Raw genomic sequence first — 22,767 nt, forward strand, 5'->3', positions numbered from 1 at the left:
GGCTATAAACATGCCTTTTCTGCACCGTTTCCTTCTCAGCCTCTCTGGACTGTTCTTAAAGGTTCTTATTAAGTTAATACAAGTATGCCATCACTTATGGCAGTTGTCAACTTCTTTTTTCAATAAGCTCTAGCATCTCATTAAACTCTTTTGGAGCCGGTGCTTCAAATTCCATATATTCATTTGTACGAGGGTGAATAAAGCCTAATACACCTGCATGAAGCGCTTGTCCGTCAATCGGAAGCGTTTTTTTCGGTCCGTACTTCGGATCTCCAGCAAGCGGAAAGCCAATATACTTCATATGAACGCGAATTTGGTGTGTTCGCCCCGTTTCTAGCTTACATTCGACTAGTGAAAAATCTTTAAAACGCTGCAATACAGTAAAGTGCGTCACTGCATCACGGCTGTTTTCATCAGTCACCGTCATGCTTTGACGATCTTGCTTATCTCGGCCGATTGGCGCATCAATTGTACCGTGATCGTGCGCAATTACTCCGTGAACGATAGCTTTATAACGACGCGTCACTGTTTTAGCTACAAGCTGACTAACTAGTGATTCATGAGCTAAATCATTTTTTGCAATCATAAGTAAACCTGACGTATCTTTATCAATTCGATGAACGATACCCGGGCGCATAACGCCGTTAATGCCGGACAAATCTTTACAGTGAGCCATTAGGCCGTTTACAAGCGTGCCGCTATGATGACCTGGAGCTGGATGTACAACCATGCCGCGAGGTTTATTTACAACAAGCACATCTTGATCTTCATAATAAATATCTAAGTCCATTTCTTCCGCTACCACATCAAGCTCTTCTAGTTCAGGCACTTCAATAATAATAGCGTCTCCTGTTTTACATTTATAGTTTCCTTTAACGGTTTTATCGTTCACTTTTGCATGACCTTCTTTGATCCACTGCTGCACTTGTGAACGTGACCATTCTGCATTTACAGTCGAAAGTACTTTATCAATACGTTCTCCCGCTTGTTCTTCATTTATAACTGTTTCAATTACATTCATTCTTTGTACTCCTTCTTCATTTTCCCTTCAAACAGCGTCATAATAAACATGATTATTACTCCGACGACAAGTGCCGAATCAGCTACGTTAAAAATCGGAAAATCATACGTAAAGATGTATGTGTTTACGAAATCAACTACTTCTTTACGGACCACTCGATCAATAAAGTTTCCAATGGCGCCACCTAACATTAATGCTAGCGCAATACCGAACCATTTATCTTGTTTTTTGAGCTTTTGAATATAAATTATTAAACCGACTACCACAACCACCGTAATAAGATAAAAGAACCACATCTGTCCTTGTAAGATCCCCCACGCGGCTCCTCTGTTACGATGAGAGGTAATGTAAAGAAAGTTTTCAATTACGGTGATGCTTTGTCCATAATACATTTCTTTTACAATCATCCATTTTGTTACCTGATCAATAAGTATAACAGCTAAAGCGATAAGATAATAAAACACAAACGTTTTCCTCCCGCAATAAAATCAAACGAATCCATACTAAAGCATTTTAGCACATAATTCATTTTTTTTCTCGCTTCTCACCATAAAACAAATAAATCTTCATTTGTGCGGGCTGTAGGCATTACTTTTAATTTATGAATAGACATCACTTCGCCAGTTAGTTCATCAATTCCAAACGCACCAACGTCAAGCTTTGCTAACGCGTGTTCTACATCTTTTAAATCCGCTTTAATCATTTCTATTACGTAACGTTCCTTTTCATCTATATAACCAGATTGTTCTGTAGCATATCTCACTAGGCGATCTTGTAATTCTTCTTTGATAAGAGCTAATTCCTGTCCAATGGAAAGATAATTTTCATACATGCAAACGCCTCCTGTGCTGATAAGATGAAGTATTAATGATGTTAGGTTTACCGAGTTTTCCATCGAATCTACAACACAAGTTTTTCCTAAGGCTTTAAATGCTTTATACCATTGTATTTGGGAATTTCGTACAGCAAAAAACACGCCCAAAAAGGACGTGCTTTTGTTACTTACTGCTGAACGTAGTGATTTTTTACAACATCCGCACAGCGTGTACATAAAGTCGGGTGATCTTGATCTTCGCCAACTGTTGGTGATACTACCCAGCAGCGCTCACACTTCTCACCTTCAGCTTTACTTACAACAATTGAAGCATAGCTGAATTTTTGTGCTTCAGCAGGCGCTTCACCTTCTGCTACCTCGAGATCTGAAACGATGAAGAGTTGACCTACATTTTCAGAAATAGATGCTAACAGCTCTTTCGTATCTGCTGTTGGATACAGCGTTAATTTTGCTTCTAAAGACTTACCGATTACTTTTTCATTACGAGCTTGTTCTAGCGCTTTTAAGACTTCATCGCGAAGCTCCATGAACGCATCCCATTTCTCTACTAATTGATCTGCTCCTTCAATTTCTTGAACCTCTGGCATATCAACTAGCTGCGCGCTTTCTTCCGTTACATTTGGAATGTGAACCCATACTTCGTCTGCTGTATGAGAAAGAATTGGAGACACTAATTTCGTTAACGATAATAACGTTTCATAAAGGACCGTTTGAATGCTGCGACGCTCTACATTATTTTCTGCTTCAATGTACAATACATCTTTTGCAAAGTCTAAGTAGAATGAACTCATATCAATTGTACAGAAATTATGCACTGCGTGATAAATGCTTGAGAATTCATATGAATCATAAGATTTCTTCACTTTATCAATTAATTTGTTCAGCTTCACAAGCATGTAGCGGTCTACTTCACGAAGGTCTTCAACGGCTACAGCGTCAGTTGTTGGATTAAAGTCCGCTAGGTTTCCTAGTAAGAAACGGAACGTGTTGCGGATTTTACGGTATACTTCTGCTACTTGTTTTAAAATGTTATCAGATACACGAACATCAGCTTGGTAATCTACAGAAGCTACCCATAGACGTAAAATATCTGCACCTAGTTGTTTCATTACTTTTTCTGGAATTACAACATTTCCTAATGACTTACTCATTTTGCGCCCTTCACCGTCTAAAGCAAATCCGTGGCTAAGTACGCCTTTATAAGGTGCTTCACCTGTTACAGCTACACTTGTAGAAAGACTTGAATTAAACCAGCCGCGGTATTGGTCAGAACCTTCTAAATACAAATCAGCCGGACGCTGTAAGTCTTCACGCTCTTCAAGAACAGCTTGATGTGAAGAACCAGAGTCAAACCATACGTCCATGATGTCTGTTTCTTTTGTGAAACGGCCATTTGGGCTTCCTTCATGAGTAAAGCCTTCTGGAAGCAAGTCTTTTGCTTCACGCTCAAACCATACGTTTGATCCATGTTCTCTAAATAGATTTGATACGTGTTCAATTGTCTCGTCCGTAATGATTGGCTCATCATTTTCAGCATAAAATACTGGAATCGGAACGCCCCATGCACGTTGACGGGAAATACACCAGTCTCCGCGGTCACGCACCATGTTATAAAGTCGCGTTTCACCCCAAGTAGGCACCCATTCTGTTTTTTCTACTGCTTTTAATAAATCTTCACGGAAATCTTTAATAGACGCAAACCACTGTGCTGTTGCACGGAAAATTGTTGGTTTCTTTGTACGCCAGTCATGTGGATATGAGTGGGTAATGAAACTTAATTTTAACAGCGCGCCTTTTTCTTCTAGTTTGTCTGTAATCGGCTTATTCGCTTTATCATAGAATAATCCTTCAAATCCTGGTGCTTCATTCGTCATATGACCCTTACTATCAACTGGACAAAGAACTTCCAAACCGTATTTTTGACCAACGATAAAGTCGTCTTCCCCGTGTCCCGGTGCTGTATGAACACAGCCAGTACCAGCATCAGTTGTTACGTGATCGCCAAGAACAACTAAAGAATCACGCTTGTAGATTGGATGTTCAGCTACCACGCGTTCAAGTTCTGAACCTTTTACTGTACGAATTGTCTTATAGTCAGCCCATTCAATTTCTTTAGCAACTGTTTCAATAAGTTCAGTTGCCACTACATATTTTGCTCCATCTGCTTCAACTACGCTGTACTGAAGCTCAGGATTAACAGCAATCCCTTGGTTAGCTGGCATTGTCCATGGTGTTGTCGTCCAAATGATGAATTTTTCATCTTGTTCAAGCACACCTTTACCATCTTTCACATTGAACGCTACGTAAATAGAAGCTGAACGCTTGTCATAGTATTCAATTTCCGCTTCCGCTAAAGCAGATTCACTTGAAGGGGACCAGTACACAGGTTTTAATCCTTTGTAGATATAGCCTTTTTTCGCCATATCGCCAAATACTTTGATTTGCTGAGCTTCGTACTGTGGCTGAAGCGTTACATATGGATTATCCCAATCTCCGCGTACACCCAAACGCTTGAACTGCTCACGCTGGCCGTTTACTTGTTCCCAAGCATACTGTTCGCAAAGCTTACGGAACTCAGCTACCGTCATTTCTTTGCGGTTTACTTTTTTATTTTTTGTTAAAGCTGTTTCAATTGGCAAACCGTGTGTATCCCAGCCTGGCACGTAAGGTGCGCAGAAGCCTGACATCGACTTATAGCGAACGATAAAATCTTTTAAAATTTTATTTAAGGCATGTCCCATGTGAATATCGCCATTCGCATATGGAGGTCCATCATGCAGGACGAATAGCGGACGGCCTTCCGTACGTTTTTGTACTTTTTCATAAATGTTCATTTCAGCCCACTGTTCTTGCATTTTAGGCTCGCGGTTCGGTAAATTTCCACGCATTGGAAATTCAGTTTTTGGCATCAATAATGTATCTTTATATTCCATGTTTTACCCTCCAAAAAAAAAACGTAAATTTCATATCTTTTTGCACCATAACAAAAAGACCTCCTCATCCCAAAAAGGGACGAGAAGGCCTCCCGCGGTACCACCCTAGTAGATTTGCTGCACGCAAATCCTCTTTGCATTCGTAACGTGAATAAACCGCCATTGCTTACTATCATCGGTTCAGCAATGGTACTCTAGGGTGATTTTCACTTCTTTGTTTGTTATCGAGCTCTCACCATCCTCGATTCGCTTTGACAAACTAAAAAAGCTACTGTCCCTGTCTCCGTACTGTTTGATATGAAATTTCATCTGTTACCAAATTATATGACAACAAAACGTGAGAAGTCAAGATGATGTCTTGACTAGTCAATTTTTTCTTCTAGCGCTGGCATCTCATAATCCATCAGCTGATCCCAGTCATCGCTGTTTAACATTTCAAGCTGCGCTTCGATTAACATTTTGAAACGAGTTCTAAATACTTTAGACTGCTTTTTCGTCTCCTCAATGTCCATCGCAATTTTACGAGACTTAGACAGTGCTTCATTAATAATACGGTCCGCATTTTTTTCTGCTTCTTTTATAATAAGCTTCGCTTCTTTTTCAGCGTTTCGCTTCACATCTTCGGCTGCTTCTTGAGCAATTAAAATTGATTTATTTAACGTTTCCTCGATGTTAGTAAAATGTCCAAGACGATCTGTTAATTCAGATACTCTTCCTTCTAACTCCTTTTTATCACGCATTACCAGCTCATAGTCTTTAATTACTTGGTCAAGAAACTCATTCACTTCATCTTCATCATATCCGCGAAACCCGCGATTAAACTCTTTGTTATGAATATCCAAAGGGGTTAAAGGCATCTAGGCCACCTCCGTGTTGTCTCATTACATCATTAGTAATGGTTTATTCGACATATTTTTAAAATTTCCTGCTAGTAGATTTCTTTATTTCTGCTTTCCTACAACAATTCGCCATTTTTTCTTTTTTGGTTTTGCCTTCAAGTGAAACGATACGACTTCTGCCGTGACCACGAAGCGACAAAATATCACCTTCATGACATTCAAAAGAAGGCTGTTCAATGACTTTAAAATTTACTTTTACCGCTCCATTTGCAATAAACGGCTGGACTTTTTGTCTTGATAAATTGTGAATGGTCGACAGCAAAAACATCAAGCCTCATTGAAGAAACTGTATAAACGTGTTCAATCAGCTCTTCTTTTACCACATGCAGCTGCTCTCTTTGAATAGAAGAAAGTGAAACTTTGGCTTTTCCAATTGATGTTAAATTCATCTCAATATAAGAAGAAATTTCCTCTGCGGCTACAAGCTGAATATCGTCTCCCGCGACCAAAATATCGCCAAATTTTGAACGGCGCAGTCCTAAAGACATCGCCGAACCAAGAACTTGAGGATGTTCAATCGTCACAAACTTTTTAGGATAATTCAGTTCGTACATATGCAACTGAAAATCTTCGCTTCCAGGCACATAGTAATCCGGATATAGCAGCGCACGCTTGCGTTCAGCAAACGGTTGTCCACCATCAAATGAAACTTGAACCTCTCCTTCAGTCCCGACAATAGCCGTCACAATCTGCTGCTCTCTTGGATCTAAAAAGTCCGTTAATTTTGGGCTGTATTGATGTAGGACATCTTCTTTCCACTGAAGAACTTGATCAATAAACCCATGTTCTTCTTGCCTAAAATGTTCATAAATAGACATATTATTACTCCTACTATCGGTATGTAAAAAAGGAATCCAGCGATTCCTTTTTTAAATAAACCCCATCACATTATTAAGTGAATACACGCCTCTTTCTGCAAATCGTAGTAAAAAGATTGCAACAAGAGGTGAAATATCAATCATGCCAATAGGCGGAATGATTTTACGAAAAGGCTCTAAGTAAGGCTCACAAATACTGCCAAGCAGCTGACCAAACTTAGATGCTCTTACATCGGGTACCCAAGACATCAAAATGTAAATAATCAGTGCCCATGAGTAAAGCCCAATCAATTTTGCGAGAATCCCAAAAACGATGTCCAAAAACTACCACCTCTTTACGTTTGTTGTATCATGTTCTCCCATCATATCTGAAATGCTTCCGCTTACGTCTACATTATCAGGTGTACATAAAAAGATGTCGGTTCCAATTTTTTGAATGTCCCCGCCTAAAGCATAAACTGTACCACTTAAAAAGTCGACAATTCTTACTGCTTGATCTCGTTGAATGCGCTGTAAATTAACAACTACGACTTTACGATTCTTTAAATGATCCGTAATTTCTTGTGCTTCGGCATAGACGCGAGGTTCGCAAAGCATCATTTTTGATGATTTTTGAACGCTTTGCAAGCTAATCACGTTTTGCTGCTGATTTGGCTGCTGACTAGCTTTCGCTGGTCTCGACTGCTGTACAGGCTCTTCTACCGACTCTTCTTGTTCGTAGTGTTCTTCTACATATTCAGTATCGTCATCAAGAGCAAAAAAACTTCTAAAGCGATTTTTCATACTCATCTTGAACTACACCTCCTTAACGTTCATTCCCAACTAACGTGGTTCCTAGTCGAATGAATGTTGCTCCTTCTTCAATTGCAATTGCATAATCGTTTGACATTCCCATTGATAGCTCCGTGCAAGGTGCATACGGGAGGTTTAGTTCTTGTATGCGATTCTGCAATTTCTTTAGACCTTGAAAACAGCTGCGAAGCAAGGACTCGTCATCTGTGTGAGGAGCCATAGTCATTAATCCAACTACTTGGATATTTGTAAATGTTTCAAGAGATTGAATAAATGGAATTACCTCTTCCACAGCAAGGCCATGCTTTGATTGTTCTTCGGCAACATTAACTTGTACAAAACATTTTATACGATGTCCTGCACGTTTATCAATTTCTTTTGCTAAAGATAATCGGTCTAGTGAATGAATATAGTCAACTTTATCAATCACATTTTTTACTTTTCTTGTTTGTAAGCTTCCGATAAAATGCCAGGTCGCTTTCTCACCGATTGATTCATACTTTTCTAGAAGACCTTCATCCCTGTTTTCTCCAAGATGTAAAATGCCTGCATCCACTGCTTCTGCTGCTCGTTTTGTGGAAACATATTTGGTTACAGCAATCAGCTCTACATCTTCTCGATTTCGATTAACTTTTTTACACGCTTCAGCAATTGTTTGTTGAACTGCTTCTAGATTTTCACTTACGCTAGCTGTCACTATGTAATTACTCCTCCTTAAAGCCTATGAAGTTAAACATGCGTCCTGTTTTCCCTTGGTCGCGGCGATGTGAGAAGAACAGGTCATCTTCACAGCTTGTACAATACGACGATGTTAAAATTCGTTCGGGCAATACGCCTGCGTTTTGAATCAGCAGCTTATTGACTTTTTTTAAATTAAGCGCGTATTGTCCAGGGCTTACTTCTTGATATCCATTTTGGCCCACTACTTCGTTTACTTGTGTAATGACGCGGTTATCGACAACATAACAGCAATCTTCAATCGAAGGGCCAATCGCCACGTAAATATCTTCAACCGGAACATTTTCTTGCTCTACCCACCGTCGAATCATATTTCCTGCAATATCTTTTACTGTTCCCTTCCACCCAGCATGAGCAAGACCAACTAAATGGTAATCAGGCGCATAGAAGTACAGCGGAACACAATCTGCATAACATAAAGCTAACAAAATATTAGATTCATTTGTATAAATGCCATCCGCTGCTTTTATGCCCTCTTCATACTTGTAGAGTCCTTTTGTACAGTCGGCTTTTGTTACTTTTTGAACAGTTGCTTCATGTACTTGTTCAGCACATACAAAGCTTTCAAAAGACATGTCTAGTTCGGCTGCTAAAATTTTTCTATTTGTAATAACATCTTCTACGTTATCGTTTACGTGAAGCCCTAGGTTAAAAGAAGCAAATGGAGGTTTACTCACGCCACCATTTTTTGTGGTGAAACCAGCAACAAGTATATCATTCTTTTCTACCCAAGGGCTCAGCCACATAAACGACTCGTGATGGCTTTTTTTAAATGGCTCAGGATTCATGTATGTGACACATCCCTTGTTTCATTTGTTCTCACATATTGTACCACAGATTGCTAGGTGCTGTTGACAAAAAACTAATTCTCTTCAGGCTGAAATGCGTCTTTATAACGTACTAAAATGACGTCAGAACCAATTTTCACAATGTTTTTCCACGGTATCACAATTTCATCATCTTTTCCAAAGAAGCCCAATACACGAGAGCCTCCGATAATGACGGCCTGTATTTTTCCCGTTGTTAAGTCAATATCAATATCCCCTACATTTCCAAGTTTTTTGCCATCAGCTACATTTACTACATCTTTCAGCTGAAATTCTGAAATCTTTAACATGCTCTCTCCTCCTATAGCCAACTTTATTGCTTAGCCTATATATATTTTCAAATTTTCATTTCATGAAGGAAAAGCTTATTTTTTCTCTCCCATTCTCTTTCTATAAGCATTTTGTTCACCAATTACACAGCTTTTCATCAAGAGACATTCTCAACAAGTAGCTAGAGGTCCTTACAGCAATAGGAAATCTGATATGAATATCTTTTGGTCATGTATTCATTGATACATACAAAATAAGCACCGTGTCCGTTTTTATAGACACGATGCTTATTAAGTTGAACATCAAATAAAGTGAATGGTATTGATAGTATGAACGCGAGCGGCTGCCAGTCTAGAGAGCTTTTGTTAACTTTGAATATTTTTATTCATCTGTTTAATAGCAGCTTTTTCTAAACGTGAAACCTGCGCTTGAGAAATACCAATTTCTTCAGCAACTTCCATCTGTGTTTTACCTTGAAAGAAGCGCTTTCGTAAAATGAGTTTTTCTCGCTCGTTCAATCTTCTCATACCTTCTTGCAAAGCAATTTCTTCAATCCAAGTTGAATCACGGTTGCGTTCATCGCTTAGCTGATCCATGACATAGATTGGGTCTCCACCATCATTGTAAATAGGTTCAAATAGAGAAACCGGATCTTGGATAGCATCTAAAGCAAACACAATTTCTTCATGCGGCACTTCTAGGACTTTTGAAATTTCCTCAGCTGTAGGTTCCTTGGATGTTTCACTCATAAGCCTTTCACGAACTTGAAGAGCTTTATAAGCAATATCACGAAGGGAACGAGAAACACGGATTGGATTATTGTCACGTAAATAGCGGCGAATTTCCCCTATAATCATTGGGACAGCATATGTAGAAAACTTCACGTTTTGACTTAAATCAAAATTGTCAATGGATTTCATTAATCCAATACACCCAACCTGAAATAAGTCATCAACAAATTCTCCACGATTGTTAAAACGTTGAATCACGCTGAGTACGAGACGTAAATTTCCGCTTACTAGCTTTTCTCTTGCTGTTCCATCTCCAGCCTGCATTTGTTTAAACAACTTTCGCATTTCTTCATTTTTTAATACGGGAAGTTTCGAAGTATCTACTCCACAAATTTCTACTTTATTTCTTGTCAACTCTTTCCCTCCTAACAGGAGATGATGTTCTGAATTCAGTATCTCCTCCGGAGGAAAAAATATGCACTTTTACAATTCTGACAATTCTCCACTAAAAAAGCTGATAGTATAAGGTGCTTCTCAGCCCTTATGCTATCAGCTTTTTTACTTAAACCATTTTATTAAATTCTTTTCGCAGCCGTTTAATAATTCGTTTTTCGAGCCTTGAAATATAAGACTGAGAAATGCCTAGCATATCAGCTACATCTTTTTGCGTTTTTTCTTCTCCGCCGGCTAGCCCAAAGCGCAGCTCCATAATTTGCTTTTCACGATCATTTAATTGGTGCAGTGCTTTCAACAAAAGTTTTCGATCTACATTCGCTTCTAGGTCTTTTGTAATGATATCTTCTTCGGTTCCCATCACGTCAGATAATAACAATTCGTTTCCATCCCAATCAATATTTAACGGCTCATCAAATGAAACTTCAGATCGAATTTTATTGTTGCGGCGCAAATACATTAAAATTTCATTTTCAATACAGCGAGAGGCGTACGTCGCTAGCTTAATTTTCTTTTCAGGATTAAACGTGTTTACTGCTTTAATTAAACCGATGGTGCCGATGCTAATTAAATCCTCAATATTGATTCCCGTATTTTCAAACTTTCGGGCAATATAAACAACAAGTCGCAAATTACGCTCAATCAACAGTGAACGTGCTGCTTCATCTCCTGATGGAAGTTTTTTCAAGAGCACTTCTTCTTCATCTTTTGTTAAAGGTGGTGGAAGAGCCTCACTTCCTCCTATATAGTACACTTCATCTGTTTTCAGCTTAAGTTTAATTAATAATTTGTACCACCATAATTGAAATCGAATTCGATATGTAGCCATTCTGTATCCTCCTTTATTTGTTCACACCTTTTACGATGCGGAACTTACTTCTCCAATAACGATAAGCTTCGGATGAACAATACATTCATATTGCTTCTCCACTGAAAGCGTTGTATGACTAATACCTACTAATACTTTAGTGACTTCAATCGTGTTGGACTGATGCACCAGCCTTACCATATCTGGCTTTAGAGCAAGCAGCAGCTGATTGGCTTGGCCCACGCTTCGATAAGGGACAAAGCGGACTTTTGAATACCACTCTTGATCAATATCTTCGCTGTGTGAAAAGGATTGGACATTTTTGCTTAATTCCATTAAGCCTTCAGGCAATATTTCTTTTAAAGAATCTGCTGTAACAATCATAACCGGGGTTTTCGTCAGCGGATCTACAAGCTGATTTCCACTATCAATAAGTCCTTTCATCGACAGCATCTGTTCGTTTAAAATAACTTCTACATCTACCAGCTGATCAAATGTAATATTTTTCATTCGCAAATCATCAACTCGTGCTTTTGAAAAATAAGATAATAGCGGAAAGCCAATAAGAACAAATATCCAGCTAATAGGATCACCAAACTGTGGAGATTTCGTATCAACCATTTGATTAAGAACAAGAAACTGATCTTGAAATAAAAAGTGAACGCCCATTAACCCTCCGCCAACAACAAAGGTTGCAAAATAAAACGTTAATAAATTCTCAAAGAAAAAGCGCAGTCGTTTATAACCAAACGTCATCAATACCATAAAAAAAGAGAATAAAATTTTAATAGCAGGGTGAACCATAAGATGAGAAAAAGGCGTAAACATAAGAAGGACAATCAGTGAACCGATAAAGCCGCCAAGCAAAAGCCGCCACCACTTGTAATTCCGCTTAAGTACAACAGCACATAACATTAGTAAGATCGTATCTAACCCAAAATTCAGCATCCATATTAAATCTAAATAGATTGGCAATGTTTATAACCTCTCCATTCTTTCTGAATTTTTCTGTTAAAAATTAGTATATAGTACATCCTATTAGAAAGTCTGTCAGTTCATGCCGAGAAACAAGCAGTATTTTTGAGGAAATCATTCGATATTTGTCACACCACTTTTAGGAAGAAAACACAAACCCTTTGAAGGCATCATATTGACCATGTCGAATGTTTTTTATATTCTTTTTGAGTTTTCTAGATTCATTGCATAAAAAAAGACCTCTGTATAAAACAGAGGTCTTAGCTTTTTATTTTCTTAGCGTCTACGATTACGGTTTCGTAAGAATGTTGGAATATCTAGCGCATCTTCAGACTGTGGCTGAGATGGACGCGTATATTCTTGCTGTACAGGTTCTTCACGCTTTACTTCACGCTTCGGCTGCGGAGCCGGTTGCTGTGTCGATTGCTGCATGCGATTCGCCGATAACGAAGGACGACCTGGTTTTGGCTGTGATAAATCTTGGTCACTAAAGCCAGTTGCAATAACTGTAACAACAATCTCGTCTTTTAGGTTTTCGTTAATAACAGATCCAAAGATCATGTTCACTTCTTGGTCAGAAGCAGAAGCAACGATATCTGCAGCTTCTTGTACTTCGTAAAGACTTAGGTTCGTACCGCCTGTAATGTTCATTAATACACCTTGAGCTCCGTCGATAGATGTTTCAAGAAGTGGACTTGAAATAGCTTTTTTAGCTGCTTCAGCAGCGCGGTTTTCACCAGTCGCAATACCGATACCCATAAGTGCAGATCCTTTGTTAGACATAATTGTTTTTACGTCAGCGAAGTCTAAGTTAATTAATCCAGGAACTGCGATTAAATCTGAAATACCTTGCACACCTTGTCGTAATACGTTATCCGCTTCACGGAACGCTTCTAGCATTGGCGTGTTTTTATCAACGATTTCTAATAAGCGATCATTTGGAATAACAATCAGCGTATCTACTGCTTCTTTCATTGACGCAATGCCGCCTGCCGCTTGAGTAGAACGCTTACGGCCTTCAAACGTAAACGGACGAGTAACAACGCCTACCGTTAGTGCTCCTAGCTCACGAGCAATTTGGGCAATGACTGGAGCTGCACCAGTTCCAGTTCCTCCACCCATACCAGCTGTTACGAAAACCATATCTGCACCTTTTAGTGCTTCTTGGATTTGTTCCTTACTTTCTTCAGCTGCTTTTTTACCAACTTCTGGATTAGCACCTGCACCTAATCCTCTTGTTAATTTAGCGCCGATTTGCATTTTTGTTTCAGCTTTTGATAAATTTAATGCTTGTGCATCTGTATTAACTGCAATAAATTCTACACCTTGGACGCCATGTTCAATCATTCGGTTAACCGCGTTGTTACCGCCGCCTCCGACACCGATTACTTTAATCGTCGCTAATTGGTCTACACTTGTATCAAACTCCAACATGATAGTTCCTCCTAATTCTTCGAAATTACCAATCCGTAACGTTAATCAAAGAAGTATCCAAAAAACTTCTTCATTAAATTTTGGTCATTTTTCTTTTTCGGCTGCTCAGCTGATTGTTGCGGCTGCTGTGGTTTCGGGCTAGGTTTGATCATTTCTTGCTCAATCGGCTCTTCTTCCACAACTGGCGCTCCAATTTCCCGGCCTTGTATTTTAGCATTTTTGTATGCAAATTTTATTAATCCTACGCCTGTTGTATAATGCGGCTCACGTACTCCAATATAATCAGGCACTGCTATGCGCACGTTATTCTTTAAAATCACTTGAGCTAGCTCAAGAATACCAGGCATCGCTACTACTCCGCCTGTTAAAACAAATCCTCCTGGAATATCTTTGTATCCTAGGCGATTTACCTCCTGCGTAATCATATCTAAAATCTCTTCTAATCTAGCTTCAATAATATCAGAGATTTCTAGCTGATTAAACTGCTGATGCTGATCGCTTCCAATGATCGGTACACTAAATACTTCTTCTTCAGAAGCATGATCGTAGAAAGCATGTCCATGCTTTATCTTAATATTTTCCGCGTCTTCAGTCGATGTGCGAAGGCCAATCGATAAATCTTTGGTAATGTGCTCTCCGCCAACAGCTAGTACATTTGTTACTTTCAAATGTCCTTGGTCAAAGATCGCAACCGTTGTTGAACCTCCGCCGATATCTACCAGTGCGACACCTAAGTTTTTTTCATCACGAGATAATGCAATTGAACCAGCGGCTAGAGGCTGTAAACAAATATCACTGATTTCTAAACCAGCTCTTTCTACACAGCGTAATAAGTTATGTAAAACCGTTCTAGATCCTGTTATGATTGTGCCTTCCATTTCTAAACGTACCCCAATCATACCTCTAGGATCGTTAATACCTTCTAAGCCATCTACAATAAATTGCTTTGGAATAACATCAATGATTTCACGATCTGGCGGGATAGACATGACTTGAGCAGCATCAATTACTCGATGAATATCTTCGTTTGTAATTTCACGATTTTCGCTTGACACGGCTACTACCCCGTGACAATCCTGTAAAAATACATGATTTCCGCTTATGCCCACTACAACCTTTTTAATTGTAATGCCTACCATTCGTTCAGCTTGTTCTACTGCTTTTCTAATAGATTGAACTGTTGCATCTATATCAACGATAGAACCTTTTTTTAGTCCGTGTGATTTAACATTCCCTACACCAATGATATTCAATGAATCGTTACTCATCTCTCCGATGATTACTTTCACACTGGATGTACCGATGTCTAAACTAACGTATATTTCATTGCTGTTCATTCTTTGGCACCTCCTTTTTCTTTCTGCACATGTCATCTTAAATAAATTAAGAAGAACAACAATATTAATTTTTTATTATATGAAAATATTCAACAAATACATCTGTTTCCCTTTTGTAAAATCAATTTTTTTCAAGTTTTTCACAGACTTTATCTCTTTCAAAGAACAAAACGTTCTTGTTTTGACTTTTTTTTAGATTTAAGCCTAAAATTCACTGAAAAAAAGCTATTTAACTACAAGTCTACACTAAGATGTACACTGAGAAAAGCGAAACTTACCTAGAACAAATATTACATTTCCATTTCACAGCACCGGAGAAGAAAATCATATGTATGCAGAATACTTGCATGTGATTATACAATGTACAAGGGCTAGTTTGCCAGTCTCAACTCATCTATTTCCTTTAATTAACACTTATAAAAAATAATTACTGCTTGCTCTTTTTATAAGGTTTAAATGCATATCCTTCTTCTAAATCAATAATGCCTTTTTGATCATCACTCAATTTACTTGCAATAGCTGGGTAATGAACAATTTTATCAGAGAAGTTGCTAATTTTCCCGCTTACTTCACGCGTATCATTCATAAATACCTCGATGTGAAGAGGTTCTGATTTTGTCGGCGCATAGTAAATCTCAGAAATAGCCCCTTTTATGCTCTTAGGCGTTTTAGCTAATTCTTGAACCATGCTTTGTATAGCGTCTCCGTCTTTCCAGTCAATTAGCAGCGGAGCGTCGGATGACACTTTCTTAGCACTTACTTCTTTTAAAACTTTTCCATTTTCATTCACAGGGAAATATTTATTCCCCGAGGTTACATATGCAATTCTTGCGTACTCTTTTACGTCGATTACGACCTTATTAGGAAATGTTTTGTGAATGACAGCTTCCTTTACCTCAGGGTTTTTTTCGACTTTTTCTTGAATTTGATCAGCATCAGCTTTCCAGTAGCTGGTTTTTTTGGACAGACCACTCGCTTTGACAATATCCTTATCACTTACATGTTTATTCCCTTGTACTTCAATGTTAGAAACATTACTCAGAGAAGATTGAGAATATACAATAAATAAAATAAGGATGAAAAAGAGTGATAAATACAAAATAAGCCGTCTATTTGCTTTTTGCTTTCGCTGTTCTTGCAGCTTCGGTACACGATCTTCTAAAACAATTAACTTACCTTTTTCCATTTTTTTCACCCTTATCCATTTGAGAAAATAAACGAGGAATTACCATCTATTTATTTCCAATCTTTGCTTCATGAGAATATCCCCATTATAGCATAGAATAAACACATAAAAGCTACCTTTTCACGCATAACCATACAGCGGCGGGCTGAGTAATTAGCGACCGATAATCTCAACTTCTGTATGAATATCAATATCGAATTTCTCTTTAATTGTTTTCTTGACATGAGCAATTAAATTCAGCACGTCTGAAGCCGTTGCATCTCCTGTATTGACAATGAAGTTCGCATGCTGCTCACTAATTTGCGCACCGCCTACTGAAAAACCTTTTAAGTTGGACTTTTCAATTAAGTCTCCTGCATAATTTGGAAGCGGATTTCTAAAAATACTTCCTGCACAAGGGAAATTCCAAGGCTGTGTTTCGCGGCGATAGTCTTTATTTTTCTGCATGACCGCCACAATATCATCTTTCGTTCCCTTTTTCAAACGCAGCACGGCTTCTACACATACTCCAGGACGGTCTTTTTGTAGAATTGAATGACGATACGAAAATTGAAGCTCTTCATTTGTCAGCCACTCCAGAGTGCCATCTTCAAATAAAATCAGCGCTTTTTCGACTACATGAGACATATCAGAACCATGGGCACCTGCATTCATATAAACAGCGCCTCCGACAGATCCAGGAATTCCACTTGAAAACTCCAAGCCTGACAGACCTTGTTTTGTAATAACTGTTGCAAGCTTGATGCTAGGGTATCCCCCACCTACAGTAACCGTCTCTCCATCTACTGTTAAATCATCTAATCCGGCTCCGAGCTTAATGACCACACCTTCAATTCCCTTATCAGAAACCAGAAGATTAGATCCCCGACCAATCGCTCTCCATTTCACGCCGTGTTTTTTAATAATATCCATTGTAACTTTTAAGTGATCAACAGAATCAGGTTCTACAAGCACATCTGCTGGACCACCAATTTTCATTGTTGTATGTTTTGCTAGCGGTTCATTTTCACGAACCTTTCCAATATTCGCTTCGACTAACTCTTTTACTAACGCTTCCATAAGAACCTCCTAAAACCCTCTTTGCTGTTATAAAACTTTCATGTCAATGCGCCCTTACTTCTAATGCATAAGAATAATAAGAACAGATTCATAACTAAGCAGCAGCACCTTGTAAGATACCTTTTTTCTACGAAGGCACTCTATTCTGTTGTCAATTTCATCATTTTTATTTATCGTATGACATTCACCCATAGAATGTACGTTCATCTGCTATATAAAGTAATTTTGATTGTTTTTTTATCGTTTTTCATTTAGAAGTTAAACACATGCTGACAGTCATAAAAAAACGCTACGCTCATAAGTGCACATACGTTCACCTAATCACTAAGATAAAATATTTAACCTTACACATCATACCATAGTTGGACTCAAAATTGGTTATCACAACATTACATTTTAAAAACATTTCATACAAAAATATCATCTACCTGTAAAAAATCGAAAATAAACCGCCAACAAAATCCGGCGTGCACTTGGATTTAAGATGACGGTTTACTTCAGTAGACCATTGCCTACTTGACATTATACAATTTTTTTCAATTAATAGCGAGAATATCTACTAACATTTAACAAAACTCCAACTGCTGCCAGCATGAGCGTGAGCGACGATCCGCCGTAACTCAAAAATGGAAGCGTAATTCCCGTAACAGGCATAAGACCTGTTACCACGCCTATATTAATCATGACTTGAATCGCCACCATTGAAATAATTCCTAAGGCTAAAAACGTTCCGTAAAGATCAGGTGCTCCGAGCGCTACTTTAATTCCTCTCCAAAGCAATAAGCTAAACAAAATCAGAACAAGCGTTCCGCCAATGAAACCGAGCTCTTCTGCTAGAATAGCAAAAATAAAATCAGTTTGAGGCTCCGGCAGATAAAAGAACTTTTGTCTACTTTGCCCTAACCCTAATCCAAGCAATCCCCCGGGCCCAATTGCATAAAGAGATTGAATGATTTGAAACCCGCTTCCAAGCGGATCTTCCCAAGGATTTAAAAATGAGGTGATGCGTTTAATCCGATAAGGAGCTGATAAAACAAGCCCTACAAAACCGGCAACGCCAAGCAACCCAAGACCTGCAAAGTGACTTACTTTTGCTCCTGAAACAAAAATCATGACTAAACAAGTTCCAACAAGCACCGTTCCAGTTCCTAAATCCGGCTGCATCATAATAATGCCAAACGGTAAGAAAACCAGTAATAACGCCGGTAACATTCCTTTTCTAAAGGATGTAATTTTCTTCTGGTTTTCTGATAAATATTTCGCTAAAAATATAATCATAGCAAACTTCATAAATTCTGAAGGCTGAATCGAAAACGCTCCAACTCCTATCCAACTTTGCGACCCATTCCGTACTAGCCCTACTCCCGGAATCAATACAAGTACCAGCATAACAAAGCAAATGATTACAATTGGCTTTGCCCACGTACGCCACATCCAATAATCAATATTCATGATGACAAACATCGCGCATACTCCAAGCCCTGCAAATAAGAGCTGGCGTTTAGCAAAGAAAAAAGAATCATTAAACTTGTATGTAGCCCATACCGCACTTGCGCTGTATACCATGATAAGGCCGATGGTTAGCAAGGAAAGCGTAACGATTATGAGAAAAAAATCTGGGGTAGACCTTTTTGTCGACACTGTCACACACCTCTAAAAATAGATTAGGGCTAGTGTATTTTCTAGGTGTTTAGACAAGCCCTTATTTCAGTTTATGCACAGATTCAATAAAGATGTCACCACGTTCTTCAAAAGTTTTAAATTGATCCCAGCTTGCACAAGCAGGAGATAATAAAATAACATCTTCTTCATCTGAACAAGCATATGCTTCTGAAACTGCTTGTTTAACATTATCGACACGTTTTACAATTTGTATTCCCTCTTCTTTGGCTACGCGTTCAATTTTAGGAGCCGTTTCCCCAAACGTAATAACAGCTTTCACATTCTTAAACTCTTCTTTTAAATCATCAAACTCATTGCCGCGATCGAGTCCGCCTGCAAGTAGAATCGTCGGCTGCGAAAAAGCGGAAAGAGCTACTTTTGTAGCAAGCATATTCGTAGCTTTAGAGTCATTATAAAACTTGCGTTTGTTGATTGTCGTAACGTATTGAACGCGGTGTTTAACACCAGCAAACGTTGTGAGCACGCGGTAGATAGCTTCATTTGAACAGCCGTACAGCTTCACAACGGACACAGCTGCTAAAATGTTTTCTTGATTATGTTTGCCTGGCAGCACCACATCTTTTAACGACATCACTTCTTCATCTTTAAAGAAAATCGTTTCGTTTTTAATGTACGCTCCTTCTGTCGTTTGAGCTGTAACCGAAAAAGGTACTTTTGTGGCTTTAATATCTGCACTAGCTTTCATCACTAGCTCATCATCTGCATTAATAACGGCAAAATCTTCACTTGTTTGATTGTTAAAGAGATTTGCTTTCGCTTTGATATATTCCTCTTTTGTGCCATGATAGTCTAAGTGAGCATCAAACAAATTCAATAATAAAGAGATTTTCGGACGGAATTTTTCAATTCCCATCAGCTGAAAAGAAGAAAGCTCCGTGACAATGACATTGTCCTTTGTTGCTTTTTGCGCCACTTCACAAGCTACTGTTCCAATATTTCCAGCAATCAACGGCTGCTTTTGATCTTCTTCTAACATTTTATAAATTAGCGTTGTTGTTGTTGTCTTCCCATTGCTTCCCGTAATTCCGATAAAAGGAGCTTCGCTAATTTCATAAGCTAATTCTACCTCTGTTAAAATCGGAATATTTCGCTTTAATGCTTCTTGCAATAGAACATTTGAATACGGAATGCCAGGGTTTTTTACAATAACATCCGCTTTGTCTAAAAGTTCAAGCGGATGATGCCCACAGACAACTTCAATGCCCGTTTTTTCTAATTCCTGTGCTGCTGTGTTCTCTTCGTACGGTTTTTGATCATTAACGACTACTTTAGCACCAAGCTGTTTAACTAGCTGAGCGGCTGCGAAACCGCTCTTGGCTAATCCTAAAATAAGTACTTGTTTACCTTGATACGTATTGACTGATTTCATTTAAATCCACACCTCGATATAAATTCCAAGCATTGCAAATAATAGTCCTACAGCCCAAAAAGTCATAACTACGCGCCATTCCGACCAGCCGCTTAGCTCGTAATGGTGATGAAGCGGGCTCATTTTAAACACACGTTTTCCTGTTGTTTTGAAAGATGCGACTTGAATAATAACCGATAGTGTTTCAATGACAAACACACCACCGATAATAACAAGCAAGAATTCCATTTTCATTAAGACAGCCACCGTAGCGATAGCTCCTCCTAGCGCTAAAGAACCCGTATCTCCCATAAATACTTTTGCAGGATGGGCATTAAAAACTAAAAATCCTAACACAGCTCCTACTACAGCAACTGAGAAAATAGATAGTTCAAACTGCTCTGCATTCCAGGCAAGAACTGCAAATGCACCAAAAGCAATCGCACTTGTACCAGATACAAGTCCGTCTAATCCATCCGTTAAGTTAACCGCATTTGAAAAACCAACAAGCCAGATGATAAGGAAAACAACATAAAACCAACCTAAATCGATTGGGTCTTTAATTCCTGGAATCGTCACTTCAGTTGAAAACTCAAACTGTCTTGCAATAAAGTAAAAAATAATTGAAATGACAACCTGACCTAAAAACTTTTGTTTAGATGTTAATCCAAGGTTACGCTTTAACACTACTTTTATAAAATCATCTAAAAATCCTAATAAACCAAATCCGATTGTGACAAATAATAATAGAAACGTCTTATATGTAAGTTCTGCATACTGATTGACCATAATAAGAGTTGCCACAATAATAGATAATAAAATCATGATACCGCCCATTGTAGGTGTACCTGATTTTTTCTGGTGAGATTTCGGGCCTTCATCACGAATACTTTGACCAAACTTTAATCTTCTTAAGAAGGGAATAAAAATCGGCGACAATACAACCGTAATCAAAAAGGCTACGCCGATTGTCAATAAAATTGATTGTTCTAGCACGATGTCCCCTCCTTAACTTCCAACTCATTCCGACTCATTTTGTTCTCTACCCATTTCATTACTACTTTCGCTCCTCAATCATTTTGCGTGCTACTTCTCGATCGTCAAAATCGAATACTTTTTTACCAATAATTTGATAGGTCTCATGCCCTTTTCCAGCAATGACAATAACATCATCTGCATGCGCTGCTTCCACTGCATAGCGAATCGCTTCTGCACGATCAGCAATCGTCACATAGTTATCTGTATCCAAACCCTCTTCCATATCTTTCAAAATAGCCAATGGATCTTCACTTCGTGGATTATCAGATGTCAAAATAGCTTGTGTACTGTATTCAGCTGCAATCCGAGCCATGATTGGTCGTTTTGTACGATCTCGATCTCCGCCACAACCAACAATAACATATATATTGCGTTTTGCGAATTCTTTTACAGTTTTTAACACGTTCTCTAAGCTGTCCGGCGTGTGGGCATAATCAACGATAACCGTAAAATCTTGCTCCGCATCAACCACTTCAAAACGCCCAGACACACCTTCTAACACTTTTATTTCCTCGACAATAACTGACAGAGGGATACCAGATACTAAACATGCAGCTGTAGCCGCTAATACGTTGTAGACGCTGAATTTACCAATAAGCTTCATTTCTACACGAACCGTTTCTGTGGGTGTTGTCAAGTCAAACGTTGTGCCGCTGTTTGTAATTTGAATATTTGTTGCACGAATATCACTTTCACGGTCAATACCATACGTAATCACTGTAGCAGCCGTGTTTTTAATATATTCCTCGGTTGCCGCATCATCGGCATTGAGAACAGCAAATTTAGGACGAGTATGGTTATAAGCGTTTCCTAACTGTGCAAATAGCAACCCTTTCGCACGACGATAATCTTCCATTGTATGATGATAGTCCAGGTGATCTTGCGTTAAGTTACTAAATACCGCCACATCAAAGTCGCACCCGTGTACGCGTCCTAAGTCAAGCGCGTGAGAGGATACTTCCATCATCGCTACTTCTACATTCTCCTCCACCATTTGATTAAATGTTTTTTGAAGAGTCAGCGATTCAGGCGTTGTGTTTTTCACATCATAAGACGTATCACCAATACGAATTTCAATCGTTCCAATTAAACCCGTCTTTTTATGTTGTGATTTAAAGATATGCTCAATCAAATGTGTAATGGTTGTTTTTCCGTTTGTGCCTGTTACACCAATTAAATGCATTTTTTGTGTGGGCTGATTGTAGAAAGCATCCGCTAGCACTGCCATCGCTCGCTTTGTACTCTTCACGCGTACAACGGGCACGTCTACATCCACAGGCTTTTCTGCTAAGATTGCTACTGCCCCTTTTTCCACAGCCATCTGTGCAAAGCTATGACCATCAACCGTATAGCCGTCTATACAAATGAACAATGCTCCGGGCTTAACTTCTCTTGAATCCATTTCAATTGACGTAATATCAATATTCTGTTCAGGAAGCTGAACAAAATCATGTAAATGTGTTAGTAGTTCTCGTAAATCCATTCCTACCATGTCCTCTCTATTTGTAAAGTGAAACGTTTGTTATAAGACGCTATGGCAACTATTCTTCTTTTTCTAGCACCCAACCTATTACATTTTACA

Annotated in this window: 21 protein-coding genes, 1 pseudogene and 1 other annotated feature; all 22 genes and pseudogenes read right to left on the minus strand. The window is 38.7% G+C overall.

Annotated elements, in window-relative coordinates:
• Nucleotides 1-106 precede the first annotated feature (106 nt).
• Nucleotides 107-1,021 carry an RluA family pseudouridine synthase gene (locus tag N178_RS02510; RefSeq protein ID WP_045290208.1) on the minus strand — a complete coding sequence of 305 codons (915 nt, stop codon included), beginning with the start codon at nt 1,019-1,021 and terminating at the stop codon, nt 107-109.
• Nucleotides 1,018-1,485 carry a signal peptidase II gene (gene lspA / locus N178_RS02515; RefSeq protein WP_045290209.1) on the minus strand — a complete coding sequence of 156 codons (468 nt, stop codon included), beginning with the start codon at nt 1,483-1,485 and terminating at the stop codon, nt 1,018-1,020. Before lspA ends, N178_RS02510 begins: the two co-directional genes overlap by 4 nt.
• Nucleotides 1,486-1,565: 80 nt before the next feature.
• Nucleotides 1,566-1,853 carry a conjugal transfer protein TraR gene (locus N178_RS02520; RefSeq protein WP_013058943.1) on the minus strand — a complete coding sequence of 96 codons (288 nt, stop codon included), beginning with the start codon at nt 1,851-1,853 and terminating at the stop codon, nt 1,566-1,568.
• Between the two features lie 170 nt (nt 1,854-2,023).
• Nucleotides 2,024-4,789 carry an isoleucine--tRNA ligase gene (gene ileS / locus N178_RS02525; protein ID WP_045290210.1) on the minus strand — a complete coding sequence of 922 codons (2,766 nt, stop codon included), beginning with the start codon at nt 4,787-4,789 and terminating at the stop codon, nt 2,024-2,026.
• 72 nt (nt 4,790-4,861) lie between these two features.
• Nucleotides 4,862-5,082 (minus strand) — a binding site (T-box leader).
• Nucleotides 5,083-5,151: 69 nt separating this feature from the next.
• Nucleotides 5,152-5,646 (minus strand): DivIVA domain-containing protein, encoded by a 495-nt coding sequence (locus N178_RS02530; RefSeq protein ID WP_013058945.1) that lies wholly within the window; start codon nt 5,644-5,646, stop codon nt 5,152-5,154.
• A gap of 84 nt (nt 5,647-5,730) precedes the next feature.
• Nucleotides 5,731-6,506, minus strand: a pseudogene (locus N178_RS02535) (YlmH family RNA-binding protein).
• Nucleotides 6,507-6,557: 51 nt separating this feature from the next.
• Nucleotides 6,558-6,827, minus strand: coding sequence for a YggT family protein (locus N178_RS02540; protein ID WP_028411469.1), 270 nt, complete (start codon nt 6,825-6,827; stop codon nt 6,558-6,560).
• Between the two features lie 3 nt (nt 6,828-6,830).
• Nucleotides 6,831-7,295, minus strand: coding sequence for a cell division protein SepF (locus N178_RS02545; RefSeq protein ID WP_045290211.1), 465 nt, complete (start codon nt 7,293-7,295; stop codon nt 6,831-6,833).
• Between the two features lie 16 nt (nt 7,296-7,311).
• A complete protein-coding gene (locus N178_RS02550) occupies nt 7,312-7,995 on the minus strand; it encodes a YggS family pyridoxal phosphate-dependent enzyme (RefSeq protein ID WP_045290212.1) in 684 nt (227 codons plus the stop codon).
• Nucleotides 7,996-8,002: 7 nt separating this feature from the next.
• Nucleotides 8,003-8,824 (minus strand): peptidoglycan editing factor PgeF, encoded by an 822-nt coding sequence (gene pgeF / locus N178_RS02555; protein ID WP_045290213.1) that lies wholly within the window; start codon nt 8,822-8,824, stop codon nt 8,003-8,005.
• Between the two features lie 74 nt (nt 8,825-8,898).
• On the minus strand, nt 8,899-9,153 hold the full coding sequence (locus tag N178_RS02560) for a YlmC/YmxH family sporulation protein (protein ID WP_013058951.1): 255 nt from the start codon (nt 9,151-9,153) through the stop codon (nt 8,899-8,901).
• Nucleotides 9,154-9,498: 345 nt separating this feature from the next.
• Nucleotides 9,499-10,278, minus strand: a complete 780-nt coding sequence (gene sigG, locus N178_RS02565; RefSeq protein ID WP_013058952.1) for an RNA polymerase sporulation sigma factor SigG — start codon at nt 10,276-10,278, stop codon at nt 9,499-9,501.
• 148 nt (nt 10,279-10,426) lie between these two features.
• A complete protein-coding gene (gene sigE / locus N178_RS02570; RefSeq protein ID WP_013058953.1) occupies nt 10,427-11,146 on the minus strand; it encodes an RNA polymerase sporulation sigma factor SigE in 720 nt (239 codons plus the stop codon).
• A gap of 30 nt (nt 11,147-11,176) precedes the next feature.
• Nucleotides 11,177-12,100 carry a sigma-E processing peptidase SpoIIGA gene (gene spoIIGA, locus N178_RS02575; protein ID WP_045290215.1) on the minus strand — a complete coding sequence of 308 codons (924 nt, stop codon included), beginning with the start codon at nt 12,098-12,100 and terminating at the stop codon, nt 11,177-11,179.
• A 276-nt stretch (nt 12,101-12,376) separates the two neighbouring features.
• Nucleotides 12,377-13,534, minus strand: a complete 1,158-nt coding sequence (ftsZ, locus tag N178_RS02580) for a cell division protein FtsZ (RefSeq protein ID WP_013058955.1) — start codon at nt 13,532-13,534, stop codon at nt 12,377-12,379.
• Nucleotides 13,535-13,575: 41 nt separating this feature from the next.
• Complete coding sequence (gene ftsA, locus N178_RS02585) at nt 13,576-14,871, minus strand: cell division protein FtsA (RefSeq protein WP_013058956.1); 1,296 nt, start codon at nt 14,869-14,871, stop codon at nt 13,576-13,578.
• Nucleotides 14,872-15,298: 427 nt separating this feature from the next.
• A complete protein-coding gene (locus N178_RS02590; protein ID WP_016765445.1) occupies nt 15,299-16,057 on the minus strand; it encodes a cell division protein FtsQ/DivIB in 759 nt (252 codons plus the stop codon).
• A gap of 153 nt (nt 16,058-16,210) precedes the next feature.
• On the minus strand, nt 16,211-17,116 hold the full coding sequence (gene murB, locus N178_RS02595; RefSeq protein ID WP_013058958.1) for a UDP-N-acetylmuramate dehydrogenase: 906 nt from the start codon (nt 17,114-17,116) through the stop codon (nt 16,211-16,213).
• Between the two features lie 540 nt (nt 17,117-17,656).
• Nucleotides 17,657-18,757, minus strand: a complete 1,101-nt coding sequence (spoVE, locus tag N178_RS02600; RefSeq protein WP_045290217.1) for a stage V sporulation protein E — start codon at nt 18,755-18,757, stop codon at nt 17,657-17,659.
• A gap of 61 nt (nt 18,758-18,818) precedes the next feature.
• Nucleotides 18,819-20,168 (minus strand): UDP-N-acetylmuramoyl-L-alanine--D-glutamate ligase, encoded by a 1,350-nt coding sequence (gene murD / locus N178_RS02605; protein ID WP_045290219.1) that lies wholly within the window; start codon nt 20,166-20,168, stop codon nt 18,819-18,821.
• A complete protein-coding gene (mraY, locus tag N178_RS02610; protein ID WP_013058961.1) occupies nt 20,169-21,143 on the minus strand; it encodes a phospho-N-acetylmuramoyl-pentapeptide-transferase in 975 nt (324 codons plus the stop codon).
• Between the two features lie 61 nt (nt 21,144-21,204).
• Entirely contained in the window at nt 21,205-22,668 is a 1,464-nt protein-coding gene (locus N178_RS02615) for a UDP-N-acetylmuramoyl-L-alanyl-D-glutamate--2,6-diaminopimelate ligase (protein WP_045290221.1), read from the minus strand.
• Nucleotides 22,669-22,767 lie beyond the last annotated feature (99 nt).

Origin of the sequence: Priestia aryabhattai B8W22 (assembly GCF_000956595.1) — a bacterium.
Classification (GTDB): Bacteria; Bacillota; Bacilli; order Bacillales; family Bacillaceae_H; genus Priestia; species Priestia aryabhattai.